This window comes from Streptomyces sp. NBC_00193 (genome assembly GCF_026342735.1).
Taxonomy (GTDB): domain Bacteria; phylum Actinomycetota; class Actinomycetes; order Streptomycetales; family Streptomycetaceae; genus Streptomyces; species Streptomyces stoeckheimensis.
In genome coordinates this window covers 3,723,741-3,743,495 of the sequence record NZ_JAPEMM010000001.1, presented here as the reverse complement: position 1 = coordinate 3,743,495, position 19,755 = coordinate 3,723,741, and the positions used below count along the sequence as shown (strand labels likewise).

14 protein-coding genes are annotated in these 19,755 nt (G+C 73.3%); 7 read left to right on the top strand and 7 right to left on the bottom strand.

Features of this window, described 5'->3' with window-relative positions:
• Nucleotides 1-212: 212 nt before the first annotated feature.
• Both OG898_RS16625 and OG898_RS16620 read right to left on the bottom strand, forming a co-directional pair.
• Nucleotides 213-1,583, bottom strand: coding sequence for a phosphomannomutase/phosphoglucomutase (locus OG898_RS16625; RefSeq protein ID WP_250736778.1), 1,371 nt, complete (start codon nt 1,581-1,583; stop codon nt 213-215).
• A 78-nt stretch (nt 1,584-1,661) separates the two neighbouring features.
• Entirely contained in the window at nt 1,662-2,126 is a 465-nt protein-coding gene (locus OG898_RS16620; RefSeq protein WP_250737753.1) for a DUF3499 domain-containing protein, read from the bottom strand.
• Nucleotides 2,127-2,261: 135 nt separating this feature from the next.
• On the opposite strand from OG898_RS16620, the gene OG898_RS16615 reads away from it, so the two are divergent.
• Nucleotides 2,262-2,645, top strand: coding sequence for a metallopeptidase family protein (locus OG898_RS16615; protein WP_250736781.1), 384 nt, complete (start codon nt 2,262-2,264; stop codon nt 2,643-2,645).
• Between the two features lie 291 nt (nt 2,646-2,936).
• Here the strand turns inward: OG898_RS16615 and OG898_RS16610 are convergent, their stop codons facing one another.
• The 3 genes from OG898_RS16610 to OG898_RS16600 all read right to left on the bottom strand — a co-directional run bounded on the left by OG898_RS16610 (nt 2,937) and on the right by OG898_RS16600 (nt 8,675).
• Nucleotides 2,937-4,427, bottom strand: coding sequence for a DUF5719 family protein (locus OG898_RS16610; protein ID WP_266957713.1), 1,491 nt, complete (start codon nt 4,425-4,427; stop codon nt 2,937-2,939).
• Complete coding sequence (locus tag OG898_RS16605; RefSeq protein ID WP_266957711.1) at nt 4,424-8,065, bottom strand: glycosyltransferase; 3,642 nt, start codon at nt 8,063-8,065, stop codon at nt 4,424-4,426. Before OG898_RS16605 ends, OG898_RS16610 begins: the two co-directional genes overlap by 4 nt.
• 346 nt (nt 8,066-8,411) lie before the next feature.
• Complete coding sequence (locus tag OG898_RS16600; RefSeq protein ID WP_112450237.1) at nt 8,412-8,675, bottom strand: WhiB family transcriptional regulator; 264 nt, start codon at nt 8,673-8,675, stop codon at nt 8,412-8,414.
• 659 nt (nt 8,676-9,334) lie between these two features.
• Between OG898_RS16600 and OG898_RS16595 the strand changes: the two genes are divergently transcribed.
• Genes OG898_RS16595 through OG898_RS16585 form a run of 3 tightly spaced genes read left to right on the top strand, consistent with a single transcriptional unit; the run spans nt 9,335 to nt 12,176 of the window.
• Entirely contained in the window at nt 9,335-9,886 is a 552-nt protein-coding gene (locus OG898_RS16595; protein WP_266957709.1) for a cysteine dioxygenase family protein, read from the top strand.
• 29 nt (nt 9,887-9,915) lie between these two features.
• Nucleotides 9,916-10,875, top strand: coding sequence for a 2-phospho-L-lactate transferase (gene cofD, locus OG898_RS16590; RefSeq protein WP_250736794.1), 960 nt, complete (start codon nt 9,916-9,918; stop codon nt 10,873-10,875).
• Nucleotides 10,872-12,176, top strand: coding sequence for a coenzyme F420-0:L-glutamate ligase (locus tag OG898_RS16585; protein WP_266957707.1), 1,305 nt, complete (start codon nt 10,872-10,874; stop codon nt 12,174-12,176). The genes cofD and OG898_RS16585 overlap by 4 nt, the downstream gene beginning before the upstream one ends.
• A gap of 37 nt (nt 12,177-12,213) precedes the next feature.
• Here the strand turns inward: OG898_RS16585 and OG898_RS16580 are convergent, their stop codons facing one another.
• Nucleotides 12,214-13,308, bottom strand: coding sequence for a DNA-3-methyladenine glycosylase (locus OG898_RS16580; protein WP_266957706.1), 1,095 nt, complete (start codon nt 13,306-13,308; stop codon nt 12,214-12,216).
• Between the two features lie 644 nt (nt 13,309-13,952).
• The gene (locus OG898_RS16575) at nt 13,953-15,362 is read right to left on the bottom strand and encodes a peptidoglycan recognition protein (RefSeq protein ID WP_266957704.1); all 1,410 of its coding nucleotides are present in this window, start codon (nt 15,360-15,362) and stop codon (nt 13,953-13,955) included.
• 150 nt (nt 15,363-15,512) lie between these two features.
• Between OG898_RS16575 and OG898_RS16570 the strand changes: the two genes are divergently transcribed.
• The 3 genes from OG898_RS16570 to OG898_RS16560 all read left to right on the top strand — a co-directional run bounded on the left by OG898_RS16570 (nt 15,513) and on the right by OG898_RS16560 (nt 19,680).
• Nucleotides 15,513-16,262, top strand: a complete 750-nt coding sequence (locus OG898_RS16570) for a TIGR03089 family protein (RefSeq protein WP_250736805.1) — start codon at nt 15,513-15,515, stop codon at nt 16,260-16,262.
• 169 nt (nt 16,263-16,431) lie between these two features.
• The gene (locus tag OG898_RS16565) at nt 16,432-17,721 is read left to right on the top strand and encodes an LCP family protein (RefSeq protein ID WP_266957701.1); all 1,290 of its coding nucleotides are present in this window, start codon (nt 16,432-16,434) and stop codon (nt 17,719-17,721) included.
• A gap of 222 nt (nt 17,722-17,943) precedes the next feature.
• Nucleotides 17,944-19,680: an LCP family protein gene (locus tag OG898_RS16560; RefSeq protein WP_266957699.1), complete on the top strand. Its 1,737-nt coding sequence runs from the start codon at nt 17,944-17,946 to the stop codon at nt 19,678-19,680.
• The last annotated feature ends 75 nt before the right edge of the window (nt 19,681-19,755 follow it).

Sequence of the window (19,755 nt, the reverse complement as noted above, 5' to 3'; positions counted from 1 at the left end):
GCGGTTCCCTTCGGGGATGCGGATGTGGCCTGGTCAGCGTACCGCCGAGTCACCTTCGGTGGCGGGTGGAGGGACTCGGCGGTACGGGGGTGATCGGGTGCGGGTCCGCTGCTGGGGCTCCGCCCCAGGCCCCGCGCCTCAAACGCCGGCGAGGCTGATTTTGGCTGGGGTCGGAGCTTCCCTGCGGGCCTGGATTGCAGCGGAGCTGGATCTCAGGCGCGGATGAGGGCCAGGACCTCGTCGCGGATCTTGGCGAGGGTGGTTTCGTCGCGGGCTTCGACGTTCAGGCGGAGCAGGGGCTCGGTGTTGGAGGCGCGGACGTTGAACCACCAGTCGGCGGCGGTCGCGGTGAGGCCGTCCAGTTCGTCCAGGGTGACGCCCTCGACGGCTCCGTAGGTCTCCTTGACGGCGGCGAGGCGGCCGGCCTGGTCGGCGACGGTCGAGTTGATCTCGCCGGAGCCCGCGTAGCGGTCGTAGGAGGAGACGAGGTCCGAGAGGGGACCGTCCTGGCCTCCGAGGGCCGCCAGGACGTGGAGCGCGGCGAGCATGCCGGTGTCCGCGTTCCAGAAGTCCTTGAAGTAGTAGTGCGCCGAGTGCTCGCCGCCGAAGATGGCGCCGGACTTGGCCATCTCCTCCTTGATGAAGGAGTGGCCGACGCGGGTGCGGACCGGGGTGCCGCCGTTCTCGCGGACGACCTCGGGCACGGACCAGGAGGTGATCAGGTTGTGGATCACGGTGCCGGTGCCGCCGTTGCGGGCCAGTTCGCGGGCCGCGACCAGGGCGGTGATGGCGGACGGGGAGACGCCCTCGCCCCGCTCGTCGACGATGAAGCAACGGTCGGCGTCGCCGTCGAAGGCGATGCCGAGGTCGGCGCCCTCGGACAGCACGCGGGCCTGGAGGTCGACGATGTTCTTCGGGTCGAGGGGGTTGGCCTCGTGGTTGGGGAAGGTCCCGTCCAGTTCGAAGTACATGGGGACCACGTCCAGCGGGAGGCCCGCGAAGACGGTGGGGACGGTGTGCCCGCCCATGCCGTTGCCCGCGTCGACGACGACCTTGAGCGGGCGGGCGGCCCTGAGGTCGACCAGGCCCTTCAGGTGCTCGGCGTAGCCGGTGAGGGTGTCCTGCTCGGTGACGGTGCCCGGGACGGTGCCGGCGGGGACCGCCGGGGCGCCCTCGTCGCTCCACTTCTCGGCGAGCTCACGGATGGTGGAGAGGCCGGTGTCCTGGCCGACCGGGGCGGCGCCGGCCCGGCAGAGCTTGATGCCGTTGTACTGCGCCGGGTTGTGCGAGGCGGTGAACATCGCGCCGGGCAGGTCCAGCTTGCCGGAGGCGTAGTACAGCTGGTCGGTGGAGCACAGCCCGATGAGGGTGACGTCGACGCCGCGGGCGGCCGCGCCGCGGGCGAAGGCGGCCGACAGGGCCGGGGAGGAGGGCCGCATGTCGTGGCCGATGACGATGGCCGAGGCGCCGGTGACCTCGACGAAGGCGGCCCCGAACAGTTCGGCCAGGTGCTCGTCCCACTCGTCCGGCACGACGCCTCGTACGTCGTACGCCTTGACGATGTTCGAAAGATCGGTGGCCACTGCCTGCCCTCCGTAAGGTGATGTGCGGTGAAGCAAACCTACCGTGGACGCAGTGCGGCTTTTCAGATCGAGTGAATGTCAGGAGTCCGGCGAACGCAGGACGCGCAGGTGTCCGCGGCGGGTCTCCCCGGGGGTGGAACCGCCTTGACCAGCGCCGCCCGCTCCGGCCGCGCGCTCCGGCGGGCGGGCCGCCTCGCGGACGGCGTTGGCGAGGGCTTCGAGGTCGTCACCAGTGGGACGCGAGGGCGCCGACCCGTCGGTGAGGCGTACGACGTCCCAGCCGCGCGGGGCGGTCAGGCGCTCCGAGTGCTCGGCGCAGAGGTCGTAGCAGTGGGGTTCGGCGTAGGTGGCGAGCGGGCCGAGAACTGCGGTCGAATCGGCGTAGACGTACGTCAGAGTCGCGACGGCAGGGCGGCCGCACGCGGTGCGCGAACAGCGACGTACAAGGCTCACGACGTTGGACGGTACCGCACTCTTGACCGGGCCGCGACGACTCGCCCCCGGCCGCTCCCCCGTGTCGTCCGATCTCCCCCGCCCCGGCAGGGGTGTGCGGGCTACCCTGCGGGGGTGACGGACAGCACTCTGCCTCCCCCTCCCGTGCCCCCTGCCGCCTCCCTGCCCGGTGGGTCCCCCGCCGGTGAGCCACGGGTGCGGCGGCGCGACCGGCACGGGCGCGGGATGCGCGGGCCGGTGGCCCCTCCGCAGGTGCCGCTGTCGGCTAGCCGGGGGGAGCTCTTCGGGGACCTCGTACGGGACTCCGTGGAGCGGCTGGAACGGCGTTGGCCTCAGCTGGCCGAGGTGGAGTTCATGATCGGCGACGTGCCGGGGCCGCCGGGGGGCGCGGAGACCGGCTGGAACGACGAGGCGGTGCAGTTGGGGGCGCTCGTGGAGGCCGGGGGTGGGCGGGCGGCGCGGATCGTGGTGTTCCGGCGGCCCGTGGAGATTCGGGCGAAGTCGCGGGACGAGCGGGCGATGCTGGTGCACGAGATCGTGGTGGAGCAGGTCGCGGAGTTGCTCGGGCTGTCGCCCGAGACGGTGGATCCGCGGTACGGGTCGGACTAGGGCCCGGCCCTTGTCGGCCCCGGTCGGCCTGCGTCGGCCCCGGCCGGCCGTGTCGTTCCGGCCCCCGGTGCCGGCCACCTCGCGGCGGGGGTGCGGGGAGGCGGGCCCTGCGGGGCTGTCCCCTACCCGCCCTTCCACCGTTCCCCGGGCGCTGCCCGGACCCCGGTCCTCAAGCGCCGGACGGGCTGGAAGGGGGTACCGGGCTGCGCCCGGACCCCCCTGGGGCTCCGCCCCAGACCCCGGTCCTCAAACGCCGGACGGCTGGATTGGCCGGCGGGGCCGGGGCCGTGGTTACTGGGTCAGGACCGAGAGGTCCTGGGTGGCCTTGGGGACCGAGACCGTGGAGTGGTCGTCCGAGAGGGTCTGGGTGGTGAACATCGGGATGCCGTCGCGCGGGATCGTCAGGGTGCGGGACGCGTGGACGGGGCCGCCCGAGAGGGTTTCCACCGTGAGGGCGTAGGCGCCCTTGCCGCCCGTCGGGGCGAGGGTCAGGGTCTGTGTGGTGCCGCCCTTGACCGTGACCTCCTTGGAGACGGGTTCGCCGCCGTCGGTGCCCGTCGAGGCCGTCACCTTGACCGTGGCGTCGGCTCCGGTCGGGGCCGTCAGGGAGAGGAGGGTGGCGTTCTCCTCCGGGCGGTTGTCCGCGATGGTCGCCCGCGTGCCGACGGGGGCGGCGGCCTGGATGAAGCCGGTCTCCTGCTTGGCTCCGCTGCCGCGGACCACCCGGAGGGCGGCGACCACCGGGACGACGGGCTTCTTGTCGTCGGCCGGGGACAGGACGAGGGAGCCCGGCTCGCCGCGGGTGACGTCCTTGAGGTCGAGGCTCGCGGTCATGCCGGCCTTGACGTGGAGCTGCTCGCTGCCCGCGGGGCTGATCGAGCCGGTCGGCCCGGCCAGCTTCACCTTGAGGTCCGCGTCCTCGTCGCCGGGGGCGAAGGCGACCAGCCGTACGGAGGTGGCGTCCGCCGGGATGCCGGGCATGACCAGGGTCCCCGCCGGGTCCACGGAGGCGGGCAGCCAGTCGGAGCCGACGCCTTCCTCGCCCGCCTGGGCGGTGGCCCCGACCCGGCCCGCGCGGGTGGTCACGTGGGCGGTGACGTCCGCGAGCTGGGCGCCGGGGGCGAGGGAGGCCAGGGAGATGGCCTTGCTGGACTTCGGGTCGATGCGGATGTTCTCGCTGGTGCCCGCTTCGGCCTTGACCACGCCGTCCGGGCCGAACAGCTTGATGTCCACCACGGCCGCGGTGTCGTCCGGGTTGGTGAGGTGGACGTAGTCCTCGCGGCCCTTCGCGGTGCTCACGCCGGGGAACCAGAAGTCGGTGCCGGGCGGGGTACAGCCGACGCCGAGCAGGCCGCGGGTGCGGCCGACCGAGACCACGGTGGTCTGCTGTGCGCTCCAACCGGGGGCGAGGATCCCGTCGGCGACGCCGCTGAGCGCGGGGGCCTCGGCGCCGGAGGCCTTGGCGCCCACGGGCTTGCCGGGCTCCTTGAGTTCCAGGACGGGCTTGGCTTCCTTGGTCGCGCCCAGGAGCCGGGCCGTGCCGGCGCCGCCCGCGGCGGCCGCGCCGGGGGTGATCGCCGTGTACAGGGTCTCGGCGATGTCGGAGGTGCTGGGGGCGGGGCACACCAGCAGGGACCGCTCGACCGGCATCCGGGCCGCCGGCTTGCCCGCCGCGGCGGCGGAGGCCCCGCCGGCGGCGGGTGCGGTGAGGGTGGCGAGGCCGGTGACGGCGGCCAGTGCGGCCGTGACGGCGGCGAGCGTGAGGGGTACGCGCTGCTTCACTGCTGGGGGCTCCCGTCCGGGCGCGGGGCGTGCTGCCCACCCTGCTGTCCGTCGTGCTGGCCGTAGGTGTCGTAGCCGGTCTGGGGATCGGGCTGCTGCTGGTAGGGCATGTACGGCTGCTCGTACTGCTGATCGGGCTGGTACGGCTGCTCGTACGGGGTGCCCGGGTGGCCGGTGTACTGCTGCGGCTCGTAGGAGTACTGGTCGTACTGCTGCTGCGGCTGCTGCTCCTGGCCGCCGTAGGCGTAGCCGCTCTGGTCTCCGTACGCCGGCTGCTGGTAGGCGTACGCGTCGTCGCCGTACGCCGGCTGGGCCGGGATCTGCGCGTACGGGTCGGCCGCGACGGCCGCCTCGGCGGGGGCGGATCCGGACTGCGGTTCCTGCTCGGACTGCTCGCGCAGGCGGCGGGCCCGGCGGCCTTCGCCGGCCTCCTCGGCTGCGGGGGCCTCCTCCTCGGGGAGGTCGTCGTCGAGGCGGGCGCGGCGGCCGGGGAGGGCCATCACGAGGAGCACGAGGGCGAGCAGGCCCTGGGCCCCGTGCCAGGCGGTCCGGGTGAGGGCGTCCTCGTGGACGAGGTCGAGCTCGCCGGCGTCCGCCGGGAGTTCGAAGCCCTGGGCCCAGCCGTCGAGCGTCTTGGCCTTGAGCGGCTTGCCGTCGAGGGTGGCCTGCCAGCCGGGGTCGGCCTGGTCGGCGATGCGCAGGACGCGTCCGGCCTCGCCCGCCGGGATCTTGGTGTGCGCCTCGACGGGGCCGGAGGCGACGGGGATGGGCGCCTCTCCGGGCTTGCCGGAGACGATGACGGCGCGGGCGACCTGCCGGTCGACGCGCCACAGGGCGCTGCCTTCGAGCTTGCTGAGGCGGCTGAGGCCGGGGGTGGCGTCCAGGACGCGGCCGATCTCCTGGGGGGCGCCGTCGCGGACCAGGACGTAGCGGATGGCGAAGCCGCCGAGCTGGTCGGTCTGGTCGGCGCCGGAGCCGGCGACGAGGCTGGAGACGACCTTGTCGAGGCGGGCGTCGCTGCCGGCCCGGGCGGCGAGTTCGGAGTCGCCGAGGCGGCCGCCGGAGCCGCGGACCAGGCTGTACGAGAGGGCGGCCGGGGAGTCCGCGCCGATGACGAGGGTGCGGGCCTGGTCGCGGGTGCCGCTCTCCTCGGCGACGAAGGCGGGGACCTGGACGGGGTCGCGGCGCTCCAGCGGTCCGGCGGCTCCGCTGAGCATCCAGCCGGCCGCGCCGGCGAGCGGGCCGACGGCGGCGGCGAGCGCGATCAGGGCGGCGAGGGGCTGGCGCCAGCCGAAGCTGCGGGCGGCGACGCGTTCCTTGGCCCCGTCAGCTCCGATGACGGCGGCGGCCAGCAGGGCGAGTCCGTAGACGAGGGTGGCGGGGCCGGCCCAGGTGGTGCGGTTGACGAGGACGGCGAGGACCAGCGCGGCGAGCGCGGTGGCCCAGGCGGTGCGTACGGCGAACTGCCGGTCGGCGCGCAGCAGCGCGGCCAGGGCGGCGAGGACGACGCCGAGGAGGATCAGACCGCCCGCGGTGCGGGGGCCGCCGGGGCTGATGCCGAGCAGGTCCAGGGCGGTGGCCGAGCCGGCTCCGTAGGGCAGTCCGGCCTCGCGCAGGAAGCTCGCGGGGTGCGTGAGCAGGCTCAGCGACCAGGGGGCGAGGACGAGGAGGGGGACGCCGAGCGTCGCCAGGAGGCGGGGTCCGTACGTCTTCCAGTGGGCGCGGCGCAGGACCAGCGCGGCGGCTCCGAGGAGGGCGGCGAGCGGCCAGACGACGGGGGTGAAGGCGGTGGCCAGGGTCAGCAGGAGGGTGTAGGTCCAGGCGGAGCGCCAGCTGCCCTCCCCTTCGCCGAATCCGAAGGCGGTGACGGCGGAGCGGGCGATGAGCGGGAGCAGGATCGCGAGGACGGCGGTGCCGAGGCGGCCGCCGGCGAGGGCTCCGGTGACGGCGGGGAGGAAGGCGTAGCCGACGGCGGCCCAGGCGCGCAGCAGCCGGGATTCCACCAGCGGCCGGGAGGCGAAGTAGGCGGTGAGTCCGGCGAGCGGGACCGAGCAGACGAGCAGCAGGGTCAGGGCGGCGTTGGTGGAGCCGAGGAGCAGGGTGGAGAGGGCGCCGAGGACGGCGAGGTAGGGCGGTGCTCCTGCGGTGGTGCCGGTGCCGACGGGCTGCCAGTCGTCGCCGTAGACGCGCCAGAGGTCGAGTCCGCCGTCGGGGGCGGGGAGCAGGGCTCCGCCCATGAGGGAGCCGCTGCCGAGGAGGGAGCGGCAGGCGATGACGGAGACGAGCAGGAGGAGGGCGAAGAGGACGGGCGCGGGCTTGCGGGCGATCCGCTTGAGGCGCGCGAACTGTTCGATCTCCAGGTAGTCGGCGTCGTCTCCGCCGGGTCCCGATTCGACGGCTCCGCCGTGCCGTCCGGCGGTGGCGGCCTCGGTGTCGCCGTCGGCGCCGAAGTAGCCGGCGAGCTGTTCGGCGTTGGCGCGCAGGCTGGCGCCGGGCGGCGGGAAGAGGGGGCGCAGTTCCTTGGCGGGGACGGCCGGGCGGCCCCTGCGGCGGCGGGCTCCGAGGATCCGGCCGGGGCGGAGCAGGGTGGCGAGGAGGCCGGTGATCTCGTCGACGGCCTGTCCGGGGGCCTTGCCGACGAGGTAGGCGAGGGTGCGCAGGACGGTGCCGAAGAGGATGCGCAGCAGGACGTACGGGAGGGCGCGGCCGGGGCTGTTGGCCAGCATCGTGTAGACGGCGCCGGCCTTGTCGACGCGGTGCGGGCTGGCGGCGGAGCGGCCGACGCAGTCGACGGTGCGGCGTTCGCGGGCGGAGGCCTCGGCGTGCCGCAGGACGGCGTCGGGGGCGATGAGGACGGTGTGGCCGGCGCTCTGGACGCGCCAGCACAGGTCGACGTCGTCGCGCATGAGGGGCAGCCGGCGGTCGAAGCCGCCGAGGGCGTCGTACACCTCGCGGCGGATCAGCATGCCGGCGCTGGAGACGGAGAGGACGGGCTGGACCTGGTCGTGCTGGCCCTGGTCCTGTTCGCGCCGGTCGAGGCCGGTCCAGCGGCGGCCGCTGCGGGCGATGGTGACGCCGACTTCGAGGAGCTGCTTCTTGTCGTACCAGCCGCGCAGCTTGGGGCCGATGACGGCGGCGTCGGGGTTCTCGTCGGCGACGCGCAGCAGTTCGGCGAGGGCGTCGGGCTCGGGCGCGCAGTCGTCGTGGAGCAGCCAGAGCCACTGGACGGGTTCGCCGTGGGGCAGGTCGGGGAGGTCGTACGTGTCGTCGCGCCAGGTGCGGCTGACGGGATCCCAGCCGGAGGGGCGCTTGAGGTACGGGAGTTCCTCGGGGGTCAGGGTGCCGGCGGAGCGGGCGGCTTCGTCGACGGCGGCGCCGAAGCCGGTGCGGCGGGCCAGGTGCAGGACGCGGTCCTCGCCGAGGGCCTCGCCGAGCAGGCGCGCAGAGTCGTCGGCGCTGCCGGTGTCGGCGGCGATGTGGCTCTGGGCGGGGCGTTCCTGGCCGAGGAGTCCGGCGAGGGTCCGGGGCAGCCAGCGGGCGCCGTCGTGGGCGACGAGGACCGCGGTGACGACGTGCCGGGGGAACTGTGGTGCGGCGGCAGCCTGGTGGGAGGCGCTCGACTGGCTGTGCAGGGACATCGCGGTACGGGCCCTCCGGCCGGGGGTCCGGGGGTGGTGTGCCCTCGGAGGCTGCTGGACAGCGCCCCACCCTAACGGCTGGGAACACAGCGGTCCGCCTCCTGCGGGGAAGGTGCAGGAGGCGGACCGTTTGCTCTGCTCGTTGCCGTGCTGGTCGTGCCGTTCACCGTGGTGCGTTTTGTGCCGGTGCGTGTACTTCGGCCGCTGCCGTGCGTGAGGCCGGGTGCACAGGCGGCTATGCCGTCGGGTCTGCCGCTGGATATGCCGTCGGATATGTCGTGGGCCGTACCGCGGGCCGTACCGCGGGCCCTGCCGTGGGCGCCGTACGGTGCGCGCCTTGGGCGCTTCAGACGGCGGCCTTCTTCAGGCGTCGCCGCTCGCGCTCGGACAGGCCGCCCCAGATGCCGAATCGCTCGTCGTTGGCGAGGGCGTACTCAAGGCATTCGGAGCGGACCTCGCAGGCGAGGCAGACCTTCTTGGCCTCGCGGGTCGAGCCGCCCTTCTCGGGAAAGAAGGACTCGGGGTCGGTCTGGGCGCAGAGAGCTCGCTCCTGCCATCCGAGCTCTTCGTCCGCCTCCTCGACCAGCAGTTCCTGAACCAGCTCGGTCATGTGCGCCCCTCGCTCTGTCTGTGCGTCCCCGTGGTCATGTCGTCACTCATCGCTACGTAACGACACGAGTGAAATTACAAGTGCGGTGCTCCAGCGCAGTCAAGCCGAGATCTGCTATTGGGCCCCTTATTCACTCTGCGGAACCAAGCCTATGCAGAAAGTGTTCATATCGCCAAAAATCGTGACACATGCCACACGTGTCACATGCGGGACCCTCTCCCCCGTAGTCGACGCGTCACTCTGTGGTGGGGTTCCGATCCGGCCGAAGAAGCGGCGCAGATCACATTTCAGCCACAGAGGGACATCGCACGGCTTTACGGGTTTGAGAGCCGTCGCAGCGGCTGCAGCTCGACTCGCAGCGCCACATCCCCTGGTACCGACTGCACAAACCTTTCTCCGGGCACGGTAACCGGATGAGGTGAAACTTTTCTACCAAATCGGACATTGGGTTGACAGTCCGGCCTCCTACCCGTTCTTCTTGTACGCATGTCAGCGCCCTCAGCAGCCACCCGGACCCCCATTCGTGGGTTCCTGTGCGCTGCCCAGGTTCGCTGTTGCTGTTGCAGCTGTTGATGCCTCGGGAGCTCCGGCTCCCCTGAGCTCCAGCTCGCCCCCCACAGCAACCGCCGCATGACTGACATCCGTCGAGGAACCCCCCGATGAACAGCACCAGCACCCTGAACGCCACCCCCACCGCCGCCGCAGCCACCGCCCCGGCGCCCGTCGAGAGCGACCTCCAGATCGCCGGCGACATCCTCTCCGTCCAGCACCTCCTGCAGCCCGCCCGCGAGCACCCGGCCACCGTCGCCGAGTTCGTGGGCCTCGCGCGTTCCATCGCCGCCGACCGCTCCGAGTGGGAGCACCTGGTCCGGTACGACGCCACGACCCGCTGGTACCACCGGCTGCGCACCGGCCCCGGCTACGAGGTCTGGCTCCTCAGCTGGGTCCCCGGCCAGGGCAGCGGCCTGCACGACCACGGCGCCTCCTCGGGCGTGCTGACCGTCCTGGAGGGTGAGCTCACCGAGCACACCGCCCGCGGCCCGCTCACCCTCGGCCCCGGCTCCCAGCGCGTCTTCGCCCCCGGCTACGCCCACGAGGTGCAGAACGACAGCCTCGACGGGGCCGTCAGCCTGCACGTGTACTTCCCCGGCCTCACCCAGATGCCGATGCACAGCTGCTCTCCGGCCCGGCCCGAGGCCCTCTCCGTCTGATCCGGACGCCGCCTGAGAGACTGCGCCGTATGCGCATTGTTGTTCTGGCCGGCGGCATCGGCGGCGCCCGTTTCCTCCGAGGTCTCCAGTCCGCGGTTCCCGACGCGGACATCACGGTCATCGGCAACACCGGTGACGACATTCACCTGTTCGGGCTCAAGGTCTGCCCCGATCTGGACACCGTGATGTACACCCTCGGCGGTGGCATCAACGAGGACCAGGGCTGGGGCCGCACCGACGAGTCCTTCACCGTCAAGGAGGAACTCGCCGCGTACGGGGTCGGACCGACCTGGTTCGGCCTCGGTGACCGCGACTTCGCCACCCACATCGTCCGTACGCAGATGCTCGGTGCGGGCTACCCGCTCAGCGCCGTCACCGAGGCCCTCTGCGACCGCTGGCAGCCCGGGGTCCGGCTGCTCCCCATGTCCGACGACCGGGTCGAGACGCACGTCGCGATCACCGACTCGCAGACCGGCGAGCGCCGGGTCGTCCACTTCCAGGAGTACTGGGTCCGCATGCGTGCCGCGGTGGACGCCGAGGCCGTCGTACCCGTGGGTGCCGAGCAGGCCAAGCCCGCGCCCGGCGTCCTGGAGGCCATCGCGGCCGCCGACGTGATCCTCTTCCCGCCGTCCAACCCCGTGGTGTCGGTGGGGACCATCCTCGCCGTGCCCGGCATCCGCGAGGCCGTGGCCGCCGCCGGGGCGCCCGTCGTGGGGCTCTCCCCCATCGTCGGTGGCGCCCCCGTGCGCGGGATGGCCGACAAGGTGCTCGCCGCCGTCGGCGTCGAGTCCACCGCCGCGGCCGTCGCCCTGCACTACGGCACCGAACTGCTCGACGGCTGGCTCGTCGACTCCGCCGACGCGGACGCCGTCACCGAGGTGGAGGCCGCCGGCATCACCTGCCGGGCGGTCCCGCTGATGATGACCGACCTGGCCGCCACGGCGGAGATGGCGCGGGCCGCGCTGGAACTGGCGGAGGCCTCCCGGTGACCGCCGCGCACGGGCCCTCGTACGAGGTCCGGGCACTGGGCGGGATCCCGGAGGTGCGGCCGGGCGACGACCTGGCGGCGCTGATCGCGGCCGCCGGACCGGAGCTGCGGGACGGCGACGTCCTGCTCGTCACCTCGAAGATCGTCTCCAAGGCGGAGGGCCGGATCGTCCGTGCCGATTCGCGCGAGGAGGCCATAGACGCCGAGACCGTACGGGTCGTCGCGCGCCGCGGGACGCTGCGGATCGTGGAGAACCGGCAGGGCCTGGTCATGGCGGCGGCCGGGGTCGACGCCTCGAACACCGAGGCCGGCACCGTCCTGCTGCTGCCCGAGGACCCCGACGCCTCGGCCGCCGCGATCCGGGCCGGGCTGCGGGAGCTGCTGTCCGTGGACGTGGGCGTCATCGTGACGGACACCTTCGGGCGGCCGTGGCGCACCGGGCTCACCGACGTGGCGATCGGCGCCGCAGGCGTACGGGTCCTGGACGACCTGCGCGGGGGCACCGACGCCCACGGGAACCCGCTGAGCGCGACGGTCGTCGCGACCGCCGACGAGCTGGCCGCCGCCGGCGACCTGGTCAAGGGCAAGGCGGAGGGCCTGCCGGTGGCCGTGGTGCGCGGGCTGGCCCACGTGCTGGGCGAGGGCTCCTCGGGGGCCGACCTGGTGCGCTCGCCGGCCGACGACATGTTCCGGCTGGGCACCTCGGAGGCGGTACGGGAAGCCGTGACGCAGCGGCGTACCGTACGGGCCTTCACGTCCGAGCCGGTGGACCCCGGCGCGGTCCGGCGCGCGGTGGCGGCGGCCGTGACGGCCCCGGCCCCGCACCACACGACGCCGTGGCGGTTCGTCCTGCTGGAATCGGCGGGCGCGCGGCTGGAGCTGCTGGACGCGATGCGCGACGCCTGGGTCGAGGACCTGCGGCGGGACGGGAAGTCCGGGGAGTCCATCGAGAAGCGGGTCCGGCGGGGCGACGTCCTGCGGGCCGCGCCCTACCTGGTGGTGCCCTGTCTGGTCACGGACGGCGCGCACGACTACGGGCACGCGCGGCGGGACGCGGCGGAGCGGGAGATGTTCGTCGTGGCGATGGGCGCGGGCGTGCAGAACTTCCTGGTCGCGCTGGCCGGGGAACGGCTGGGCTCCGCGTGGGTGTCCTCGACGATGTTCTGCCGGGACGTGGTGCGCAAGGTGCTCGGGCTGCCGGAGGACTGGGACCCGATGGGTGCGGTGGCCGTCGGGCACGCCGCGGTCGCTCCGGCGGAGCGGGCGGGGCGGGCGGCGGAGGAGTTCATCGAGGTGCGGTGAGGTCGGCCGAGGTCGGCAGAGGTCGGCCGAGGTCCCGCTAGAGCCTGCCGATGTCGCCCCGGGGCATCCGGGGGGCGCGGCGGGGCGGGGCGGTGCCCGCCAGCAGGACGAGGCGGGCCGCTCGGTGGCGCTGGCCGGCGTACGGGGCGAGGAGCTCCAGCATGGCGGCGTCGTCGGCGTCCCGGTCCCCGGCCAGGGCGTAGCCGATGATGCCGGGCAGGTGGAGGTCGCCGGTGGTGACCGCGTCGGCGGCGCCGTTGCTGCGCTGGAGGGTTTCGGAGGAGGTCCACGGGCCGATGCCGGGGATCGCCTCCAGGCGGGCGGTGGCCGCCGGCAGGTCCATCGCGGCGGCCTCTTCGAGGCGGGCGGCGGAGCGGGCTGCGCGGACGATGGTGGCGGAGCGTTTGGCGTCGACTCCGGCCTTGTGCCAGTCCCAGGAGGGGATGAGGGCCCAGGTGCGGGGGTCGGGCATGACGTAGAGGTCCGGGGCTGGGGTCTGGCCTGTGTCCGTGCCCGGGCCCGTACCCGTGCCCGGAGCCGGTTCGCCGTACTGGCGTACGAGGCGGCGCCAGGCGCGGTACGCCTCGTCGGCGGTGACCTTCTGTTCCAGGACCGTCGGGATCAAGGACTCCAGGACCAGGCCGGTACGGGTCAGGCGCAGGCCGGGGCGGCGGCGGTGGCTGGCGTGCACGAGCCTGTGGCGGGGGACGAAGGCGGCGGGATCGTCGGCCGCGCCGAGCAGGTCCGGCAGGCCGTCGAGGATCCAGTCGGCGCCCGGGCCCCAGGCGGTGGCGGTCACCCCGGGCCCGGCCCCGTCCTGCGTGACCCTGAGCGTGGCCGGGCCGGCGGGGGTGCGGGTGGCTCGCCAGACCGTGCCGGGGGTGATGCGGAAGGTGGGGTCGGCGGGGCCGCGCCTGAGGGGGCCGAGCACCAGGCCCAGGTCCAGGGGGCCGGGTGGGGTCCAGGTGCGGGTGCGGGGGCCTGGGCCGGCGGCTTTGGTGGTGCCGGTGGCTGCGCCAGGGGCTGTGCCCGTGCCGGGCGGAGTGCCCGGGGTCGGGGCCGGGGCCGGGGGCACCGTGGTGCGGCCGCCGCGGATCGCGGTGCGGGTGAGGGGGTCGTAGCGGCCGGCCATGCCTTGAGCGTAGCCCTGCGGGGCTGTCCCCTACCCGCCCTTCCACCGTTCCCCGGGCTCCGCCCGGACCCGCGCCTCAAACGCCGGCGAGGCTGGGGGTGCCCCGGGCGCAGCCCGGGCCCCGGTCCTCAAACGTCGGACGGGCTGGGAGGGGGTCCCGGGCTGCGCCCGGCCCCCTGGGGCTCCGCCCCAGACCCCGCGCCTCAAACGCCGGCGAGGCTGGATTTGGCCGGCGGCCGGACCCCGCGCCTCAAGGGCCGACGGGGCTGGAATTGCCCTGCGGGCAACCCAGCCCCCGGCCGGGCACAATCCAGGCCGGCGCCGACGAAAATCCCACCCGCCATGCAAGATCCAGCCCCTCCGGCGTTTGAGGAGCGGGGGTCCGGGGGCTGGCCCCCGGCAACGGCGCCGCACCCGGCAACGGGTCCGGGGCGCAGCCCCGGGGAACGGGCGAAGGGCGGGTAGGGGACTCCGCCCCGCAGGGCCGACCCAGCCGCACCCGCCCACCGGACCCCACGCCAGGACGGCCGGGGCGACAGCCCCGACCGGCCATCGACGGACGGAGGCCGGCGCAGCGGCGCGAAGCCCGCGCAGCGGTGCGAGGGGCGCGTCAAGAAGGGGTGCGGCGCGTCAAGGAGGGGTACCTAGGGGCGGCCCTGGAGTTTGGCTGAGGCGGTTCGGGTGGGGGGGAGTTGGCTGTAGAGGTGGCGGCCGGGGCATTCCGTGGCGAAGCCGTCGCGGTGGCCCGAGATGACGTTCAGCTTGACGTTGCTGCCCTTGGCGTAGAGGTTGCCGCCGCCCGACTTGAGGGTGGTCTTCGCGCGGGGGTCCGCTCCGAAGAGGCCCAGCTTCCAGGCCGTGAGGCGGGCCACCGCGTCGACGGCCGCCTTGGGCGGGGCCGTGGAGGCGAAGGTGCCGATCACCGCGACGCCCATGCTGTCCGTGTTGAAGCCCATGGTGTGCGCGCCGAGCACCGCCTTGGCGACTCCGCCCGCCCGGCCCTCGTAGAGGGTGCCGCACTTGTCGACGGCGAAGTTGTAGCCGATGTCGCGCCAGCCGCTGCTGACCACGTGGTAGCGGTACAGGCTGCGCAGGACGGCCGGGGCGTCCTTGCAGGCGTAGTTGTTGCCCGAGGCGGTGTGGTGGACGAAGGCGGCCTTGACCGTGTTCGTGTAGACGAAGCCCTTTTCGCGCAGGCTCTCGTCCGCGCCCCATCCCAGCCGGGTGACGATCTTCGGGCGCGGGCCGATGTACGGGGCGGCCGCGAGCGCCTCGTCGGCGAGGACCGCGTCGGCGGTGGAGTCGGCCTTGTTGAGGGCGGGGATCTCCTTGGCTCCCAGGGGGGCCATTGGGACGTTGGCGGAGGAGGACTCCGCCATCTCCATCGTCATGCCGGGGAGGAGGGCCAGCTCCCCCTTGTCGTCGTCGTCGAGGACGGACGGGGCTTCCGCGGTGCCGTTCTTCGCGTCCGACGGGGGGCGGGTCGTGTCGCCCGGGTCCACCAGTTCGATGCGCATGCCCGTCGGGAGGCCGCTGCTCACGACGCGGCCGCCCGGTTCGGCCTGGACCCGGACCTCGATGCCGTCGGACTGCCCGACCCACAGGGGGGCGGTGCTGCCGCGGACGCGGCCGGTGCCCCGTTCCGCGGTGCCGGGGTCGGCGGCGTGTTCGCTGTTGTGGGTGTCGACGTCCTGCCATTCGGACCAGGCCGAGGTGGCCACGGAGCGGGTGCGGACCTGGACGCGGCCGTCGAGCTGGGTGCTCGCGTCGTCCCAGACGACGCCGACCAGCGAGAAGGTCTTGACCTCGCGCGCCGACAGGCCCTGCGTCTCGGGCAGCCGGGGCGAGGTGCTCATGCCGGGTACCCCGGGGGTGCGGTCCGCCGCGGGTCCCACGGGGACGAGCGGCAGGGACTGGGTGGATCCGGCGGGGGCCGAGGGCGCCGCGGAGGCTGCCGCTGCCGGGTGTGCGAGGGCCGTGGAGGAGAGCGCGAGCGGCAGGGCCAGTGCGGCAGCCGTCGCGACGCCGATCGAGGAAGCAAGGAATGCACGCATGGAAAGGATGGTGTGGAGTCCCGGAGGCCGGCGCCATCCGAGAACTGACGTACCGTCCGGTCGCAGTACCGATACCCCTCCTCCGTACGGGGGATCGTGCTGCGGCCGTACGGAGGAGGGCCGCGGGTCCCCCCGCGTAGGCTCTGGTCCGTGAACGCCACTGACCGCACCCCTGCCGACCTGCTGCGATCCGCGCTCGCCGCCGATCCCGGCCGCCCGCTCGTCACCTTCTACGACGACGCCACGGGCGAGCGCGTCGAATTGTCCGTCGCCACCTTCGCCAATTGGGTGGCCAAGACCGCCAATCTGCTCCAGGGCGACCTGGGCGCCGAGCCCGGCGACCGGCTCGCCCTGCTGCTCCCCGCGCACTGGCAGAGCGCCGTGTGGCTGCTCGCCTGCGCCTCCGTCGGGGTCGTGGCGGAGGTGGGCGGGGATCCGGGCGATGCCGACCTGGTGGTGAGCGGGCCGGACACCCTGGAGGAGGCCGCGGCGTGCTCCGGCGAGCGGGTGGCGCTCGCGCTGCGGCCGCTGGGCGGGCGCTTCCCGCAGCCGCCGGCCGGGTTCGCCGATTACGCCGTGGAGGTGCCGGGGCAGGGCGACCGCTTCGCGCCCTTCCAGCCCGTGGACGCGGACGGCCCGGGCCTGGTGGTCGGCGGCGAGGAGCTCTCGTACGCACGGATCTGCGAGCGGGCCCGCGAGGACGCGGCGAAGCTCGGCTTCGGCGAGGGCGCCCGGGTGCTGTCCCGGCAGGGCTACGACAGCTGGGAGGGGCTCTCGGCCGGGCTCTACGCGGCCCTGGCCACGGGCGGCTCCGTGGTGCTGTGCCGCAATGCCGAGGGGTTGGCGGAGGGTGCGCTGGCCCAGCGGATCGAGAGCGAGCGGGTCACCCACACGGCCTGACCCCGCCGTCACCCGGACCGCCCAATGCCGGATCTGGGCTATTTGTCACCCACATGGCCCTATACGGGGCCGCGCCCCCGGGCCGCATCGATCACCCGGGGGCAGGATCGGCACAGGCCGTACTCACCCGTACGGCCCGTACCGATTCGGGTGAGGGGACGGAACGCGAGTGACGGACAGTGCAGGCATACCGGGCGACACCGATGCGGCCGGAGGCGGGAAGCCTCCGAACGGCCGCAGGCGGCGCCGGCTGCTGCGCTGGATCGGGCTCGGGACCGGGCTGCTCGCCGTCGTCGGGGCCGGCACGGGCTGGTGGATCTACTCCAAGCTCGACGGGAACATCGCCGAGGACACCTCCGCCGCCGCCGAGCTGCGCCGCTACGACAAGGAGCGCCCTCTCCACCTGGCGGGCGGCGCGCAGAACATCCTGCTGATCGGCTCGGACTCGCGCACCGGCGCGGGCAACGCCCCGTACGGGCAGGACGAGGGCACGCAGCGCTCGGACACCACGATCCTGCTGCACCTGCCGGCGGACCGGAAGAGCGCGACGGCGGTGTCGATACCGCGGGACCTGATGGCGGAGATACCCGCGTGCCTGAAGGCGGACGGGAGCCGCACCAGCGAGCAGTTCGCCCAGTTCAACTGGGCCTTCGAGTGGGGCGGGACCGCCTGCACGATCCGCACGGTGGAGGCGATGACCGGGATCCGGGTCGATCACCACATGGTGCTGGACTTCAGCGGGTTCAAGAAGATGGTCGATGCCATCGGCGGGGTGGAGGTGTGCCTGCGCCGGCCCGTGGACGACGCCGAGGCCAAGCTGAAGCTGCCGGCGGGCCGGCAGACCTTGCAGGGCGAGCAGGCGCTGGGCTTCGTCCGGGCCCGCTACAGCCTGGGCAACGGCAGCGACACCGAGCGGATGGAGCGCCAGCAGGCGTTCCTCGGGTCGCTGGTCAAGAAGGTGCAGAGCAACGGGGTGCTGCTCAATCCGGCCCGGCTGTACCCGCTGCTGGACGCGGCGACCTCCTCGGTGACCACCGACCCGGGGCTGGCCTCGCTGCGCGGGCTGTACGAGCTGGTCCGGGGCGTACGCGACATCCCGACCGACCAGATCAAGTTCCTCACGGTGCCGCGCAGGCCGTACGCGGCCGACGCGAACCGGGACGAACTGCGCCAGCCGGACGCGACCCAGCTCTTCCAGCGGCTGCGGGCGGACCAGCCGCTCACCATCGCCCCGCCCGCGGCCAAGGCCACGGCCACACCCTCTCCGGTCGAGCGGCCGGACGGGGCCCGGGACGAGGCGGCGGCCGACGAGAAGGCGGACCGCACCCAGGGCAGTACCGAGGACAGCACCCAGGGCAGCACCGGGGACGGAACCGGCGACGGCCCGGGAACCGCGGAGCCCTCGACTCCCGTCCCCACCTTCACCGGCACCACGGCCGGTGTGGCCGACTGCCGGTAAAGCAATCCCAAAAGCCGGTGTCCGGGCCGAGCTTGTTGGGGCGATTGCCCCGTTGTAAGTGCGTGGAATTCATCACCAGCATGGTTTGCGGCGAACCTGTCCGGATAAGGTGAGCGATCCGGCGCCCGGCCAGTACAGAGGCCGTGCGCCAGCAGCCGGATCGTTGACCGTGCGCCTGGGGGAGGCGCGTCGCGAAGCACCGACGGAGGATTCGAGCAAACCGTGGATGCGCAAAGCCGTGGACGGGCCGACGAGATCGACCCCGCAGATCAATGGGTACTCAACCCCCGCACCGGCAACTACGAGCTGCGACTGGAAGACACCTCTGCGCAAGCACCGTCGCAGCGGTCCGCCCCCCGCGCGGCGCCCCGCAGAGCCCCCGTTCCTCACCGTTCCCCCGCCGCCCCCTCCCCCGCGGTTCCCGGACCGCGCCGCGGTGACGCTCCTCCCCCCGGCGGCGGCCGGCGCGGCGGGCGTTCGCGCAAGGTGGGCGGTGGCGGTCGCAAACGGGCCCTGACGATCACGGGCGGAACCCTGGCGGTGCTGCTGATCGGCGGCTCCGTGGCGGGGTACCTCTATTACCAGCACCTGAACGGCAACATCGTGGTCACCGACGTCGGTGACGCGGGCACCAGCGGCGGTTTCAAGAAGGACCAGCCGATCAACATCCTGGTCATCGGCACGGACAAGCGCAGCGGCGCGGGCAACGAGGGTTACGGGGACGCCGGCAGTGTCGGCCACGCCGATACGACGATCCTCTTCCACGTGTCGAAGGACCGCTCCAACGCCACGGCGCTGTCCATCCCGCGCGACCTGATCACCACCCTGCCGGTCTGCCCCACGAAGCAGCCCGACGGCTCCACCAAGGACATCCCCGGTGAGCGCGGGGCCCGCTTCAACACCAGCCTCGGACAGGCGGGCCGCGACCCGGGCTGCACGATGCGCACGGTCAAGGAGCTCACCGGGATCCAGGTCGACCACTTCATGATGGCCGACTTCAACGCGGTGAAGAACCTGAGCACGGCGGTCGGCGGAGTGCCGGTCTGCGTGGCCAAGGACGTCAACGACAAGGACTCCAAGCTCAAGCTGACGGCGGGCGAGCACCGGCTGGAGGGCGAGCAGGCGCTGGCCTTCGTACGCACCCGGCACGCCTTCGGCAACGAGAGCGACCTCGACCGCATCAAGACGCAGCAGCAGTTCCTCAGTTCGATGATGCGCGAGATGAAGTCCAAGGAAACGCTCACGAGTCCGAAGAAGTTCTTCTCCCTCGCGGAAGCGGCCACGAAGTCGCTGAGCGTGGATTCGGGCATAGGGTCGATCGGAAAACTCACCGAACTTGCCGGCGAGTTGAAGAACATAGACCTCAAGAACATCACCTTCACCACGCTTCCGGTGCTCGACAATCCGGCGGAGAAGGTCAAAGCCACCGTGGTCGTCAACCAGGCCCAGGCCGAACCGCTGTTGCAGATGATCCGCGGGGACGTCTCCCTCACGGAGGTCGAGAAGAAGGAACAGGCGGCGAAGAACGCGGCGGACGCCGACGCGAAGGCCAAGCTCGACGCCCTCCTGCAGGGCGCCCGCGCGGAGGCCAAGGACGTCCGGGTGGACGTCTACAACGGCGGCGGCCCGGCCGGATCCGCGTCCGGCACACTGAACTGGCTGCAGAACACCAAGGGGGTGCCCAAGTCCAGCAACCTGGGCAACGCGCCCGCCAAGGTGGACACCACGCAGCTGGAGTACGCGCCCAACCAGGCCGACCAGGCCAGGGCGTTGGCGGACATGATGGGCCTGCCGCCGACTGCGCTGAAGATGGGTACGGCCGACGCCGCGCCCAAGACGCCGATGAAGCTGACGCTGGGCGCCGACTTCAAGGGGGCGGGGGTCTCCATGACGGCGCCTCAGCAGGCGCCCGAAGGCGTCCAGCGGGTCGAGGCGGACAAGTCCGTCTGCGCCAAGTGACCGACAGGGGGGCCGGCCGGCCCCCCGCGGTCGCGAAATGACGTGCCGGAACCGGTGGGACCGGCACAATACCGA

Excerpts from the sequence above, each read along its gene's own strand:
- OG898_RS16605 (WP_266957711.1), bottom strand. The coding sequence starts at position 8,065 with ATGTCCCTGCACAGCCAGTCGAGCGCCTCCCACCAGGCTGCCGCCGCA.
- OG898_RS16600 (WP_112450237.1), bottom strand. The coding sequence starts at position 8,675 with ATGACCGAGCTGGTTCAGGAACTGCTGGTCGAGGAGGCGGACGAAGAG.
- cofD (WP_250736794.1), top strand. The coding sequence starts at position 9,916 with ATGCGCATTGTTGTTCTGGCCGGCGGCATCGGCGGCGCCCGTTTCCTC.
- OG898_RS16615 (WP_250736781.1), top strand. The coding sequence starts at position 2,262 with ATGCGCGGGCCGGTGGCCCCTCCGCAGGTGCCGCTGTCGGCTAGCCGG.
- OG898_RS16575 (WP_266957704.1), bottom strand. The coding sequence starts at position 15,362 with ATGCGTGCATTCCTTGCTTCCTCGATCGGCGTCGCGACGGCTGCCGCA.
- OG898_RS16595 (WP_266957709.1), top strand. The coding sequence starts at position 9,335 with ATGAACAGCACCAGCACCCTGAACGCCACCCCCACCGCCGCCGCAGCC.
- OG898_RS16580 (WP_266957706.1), bottom strand. The coding sequence starts at position 13,308 with ATGGCCGGCCGCTACGACCCCCTCACCCGCACCGCGATCCGCGGCGGC.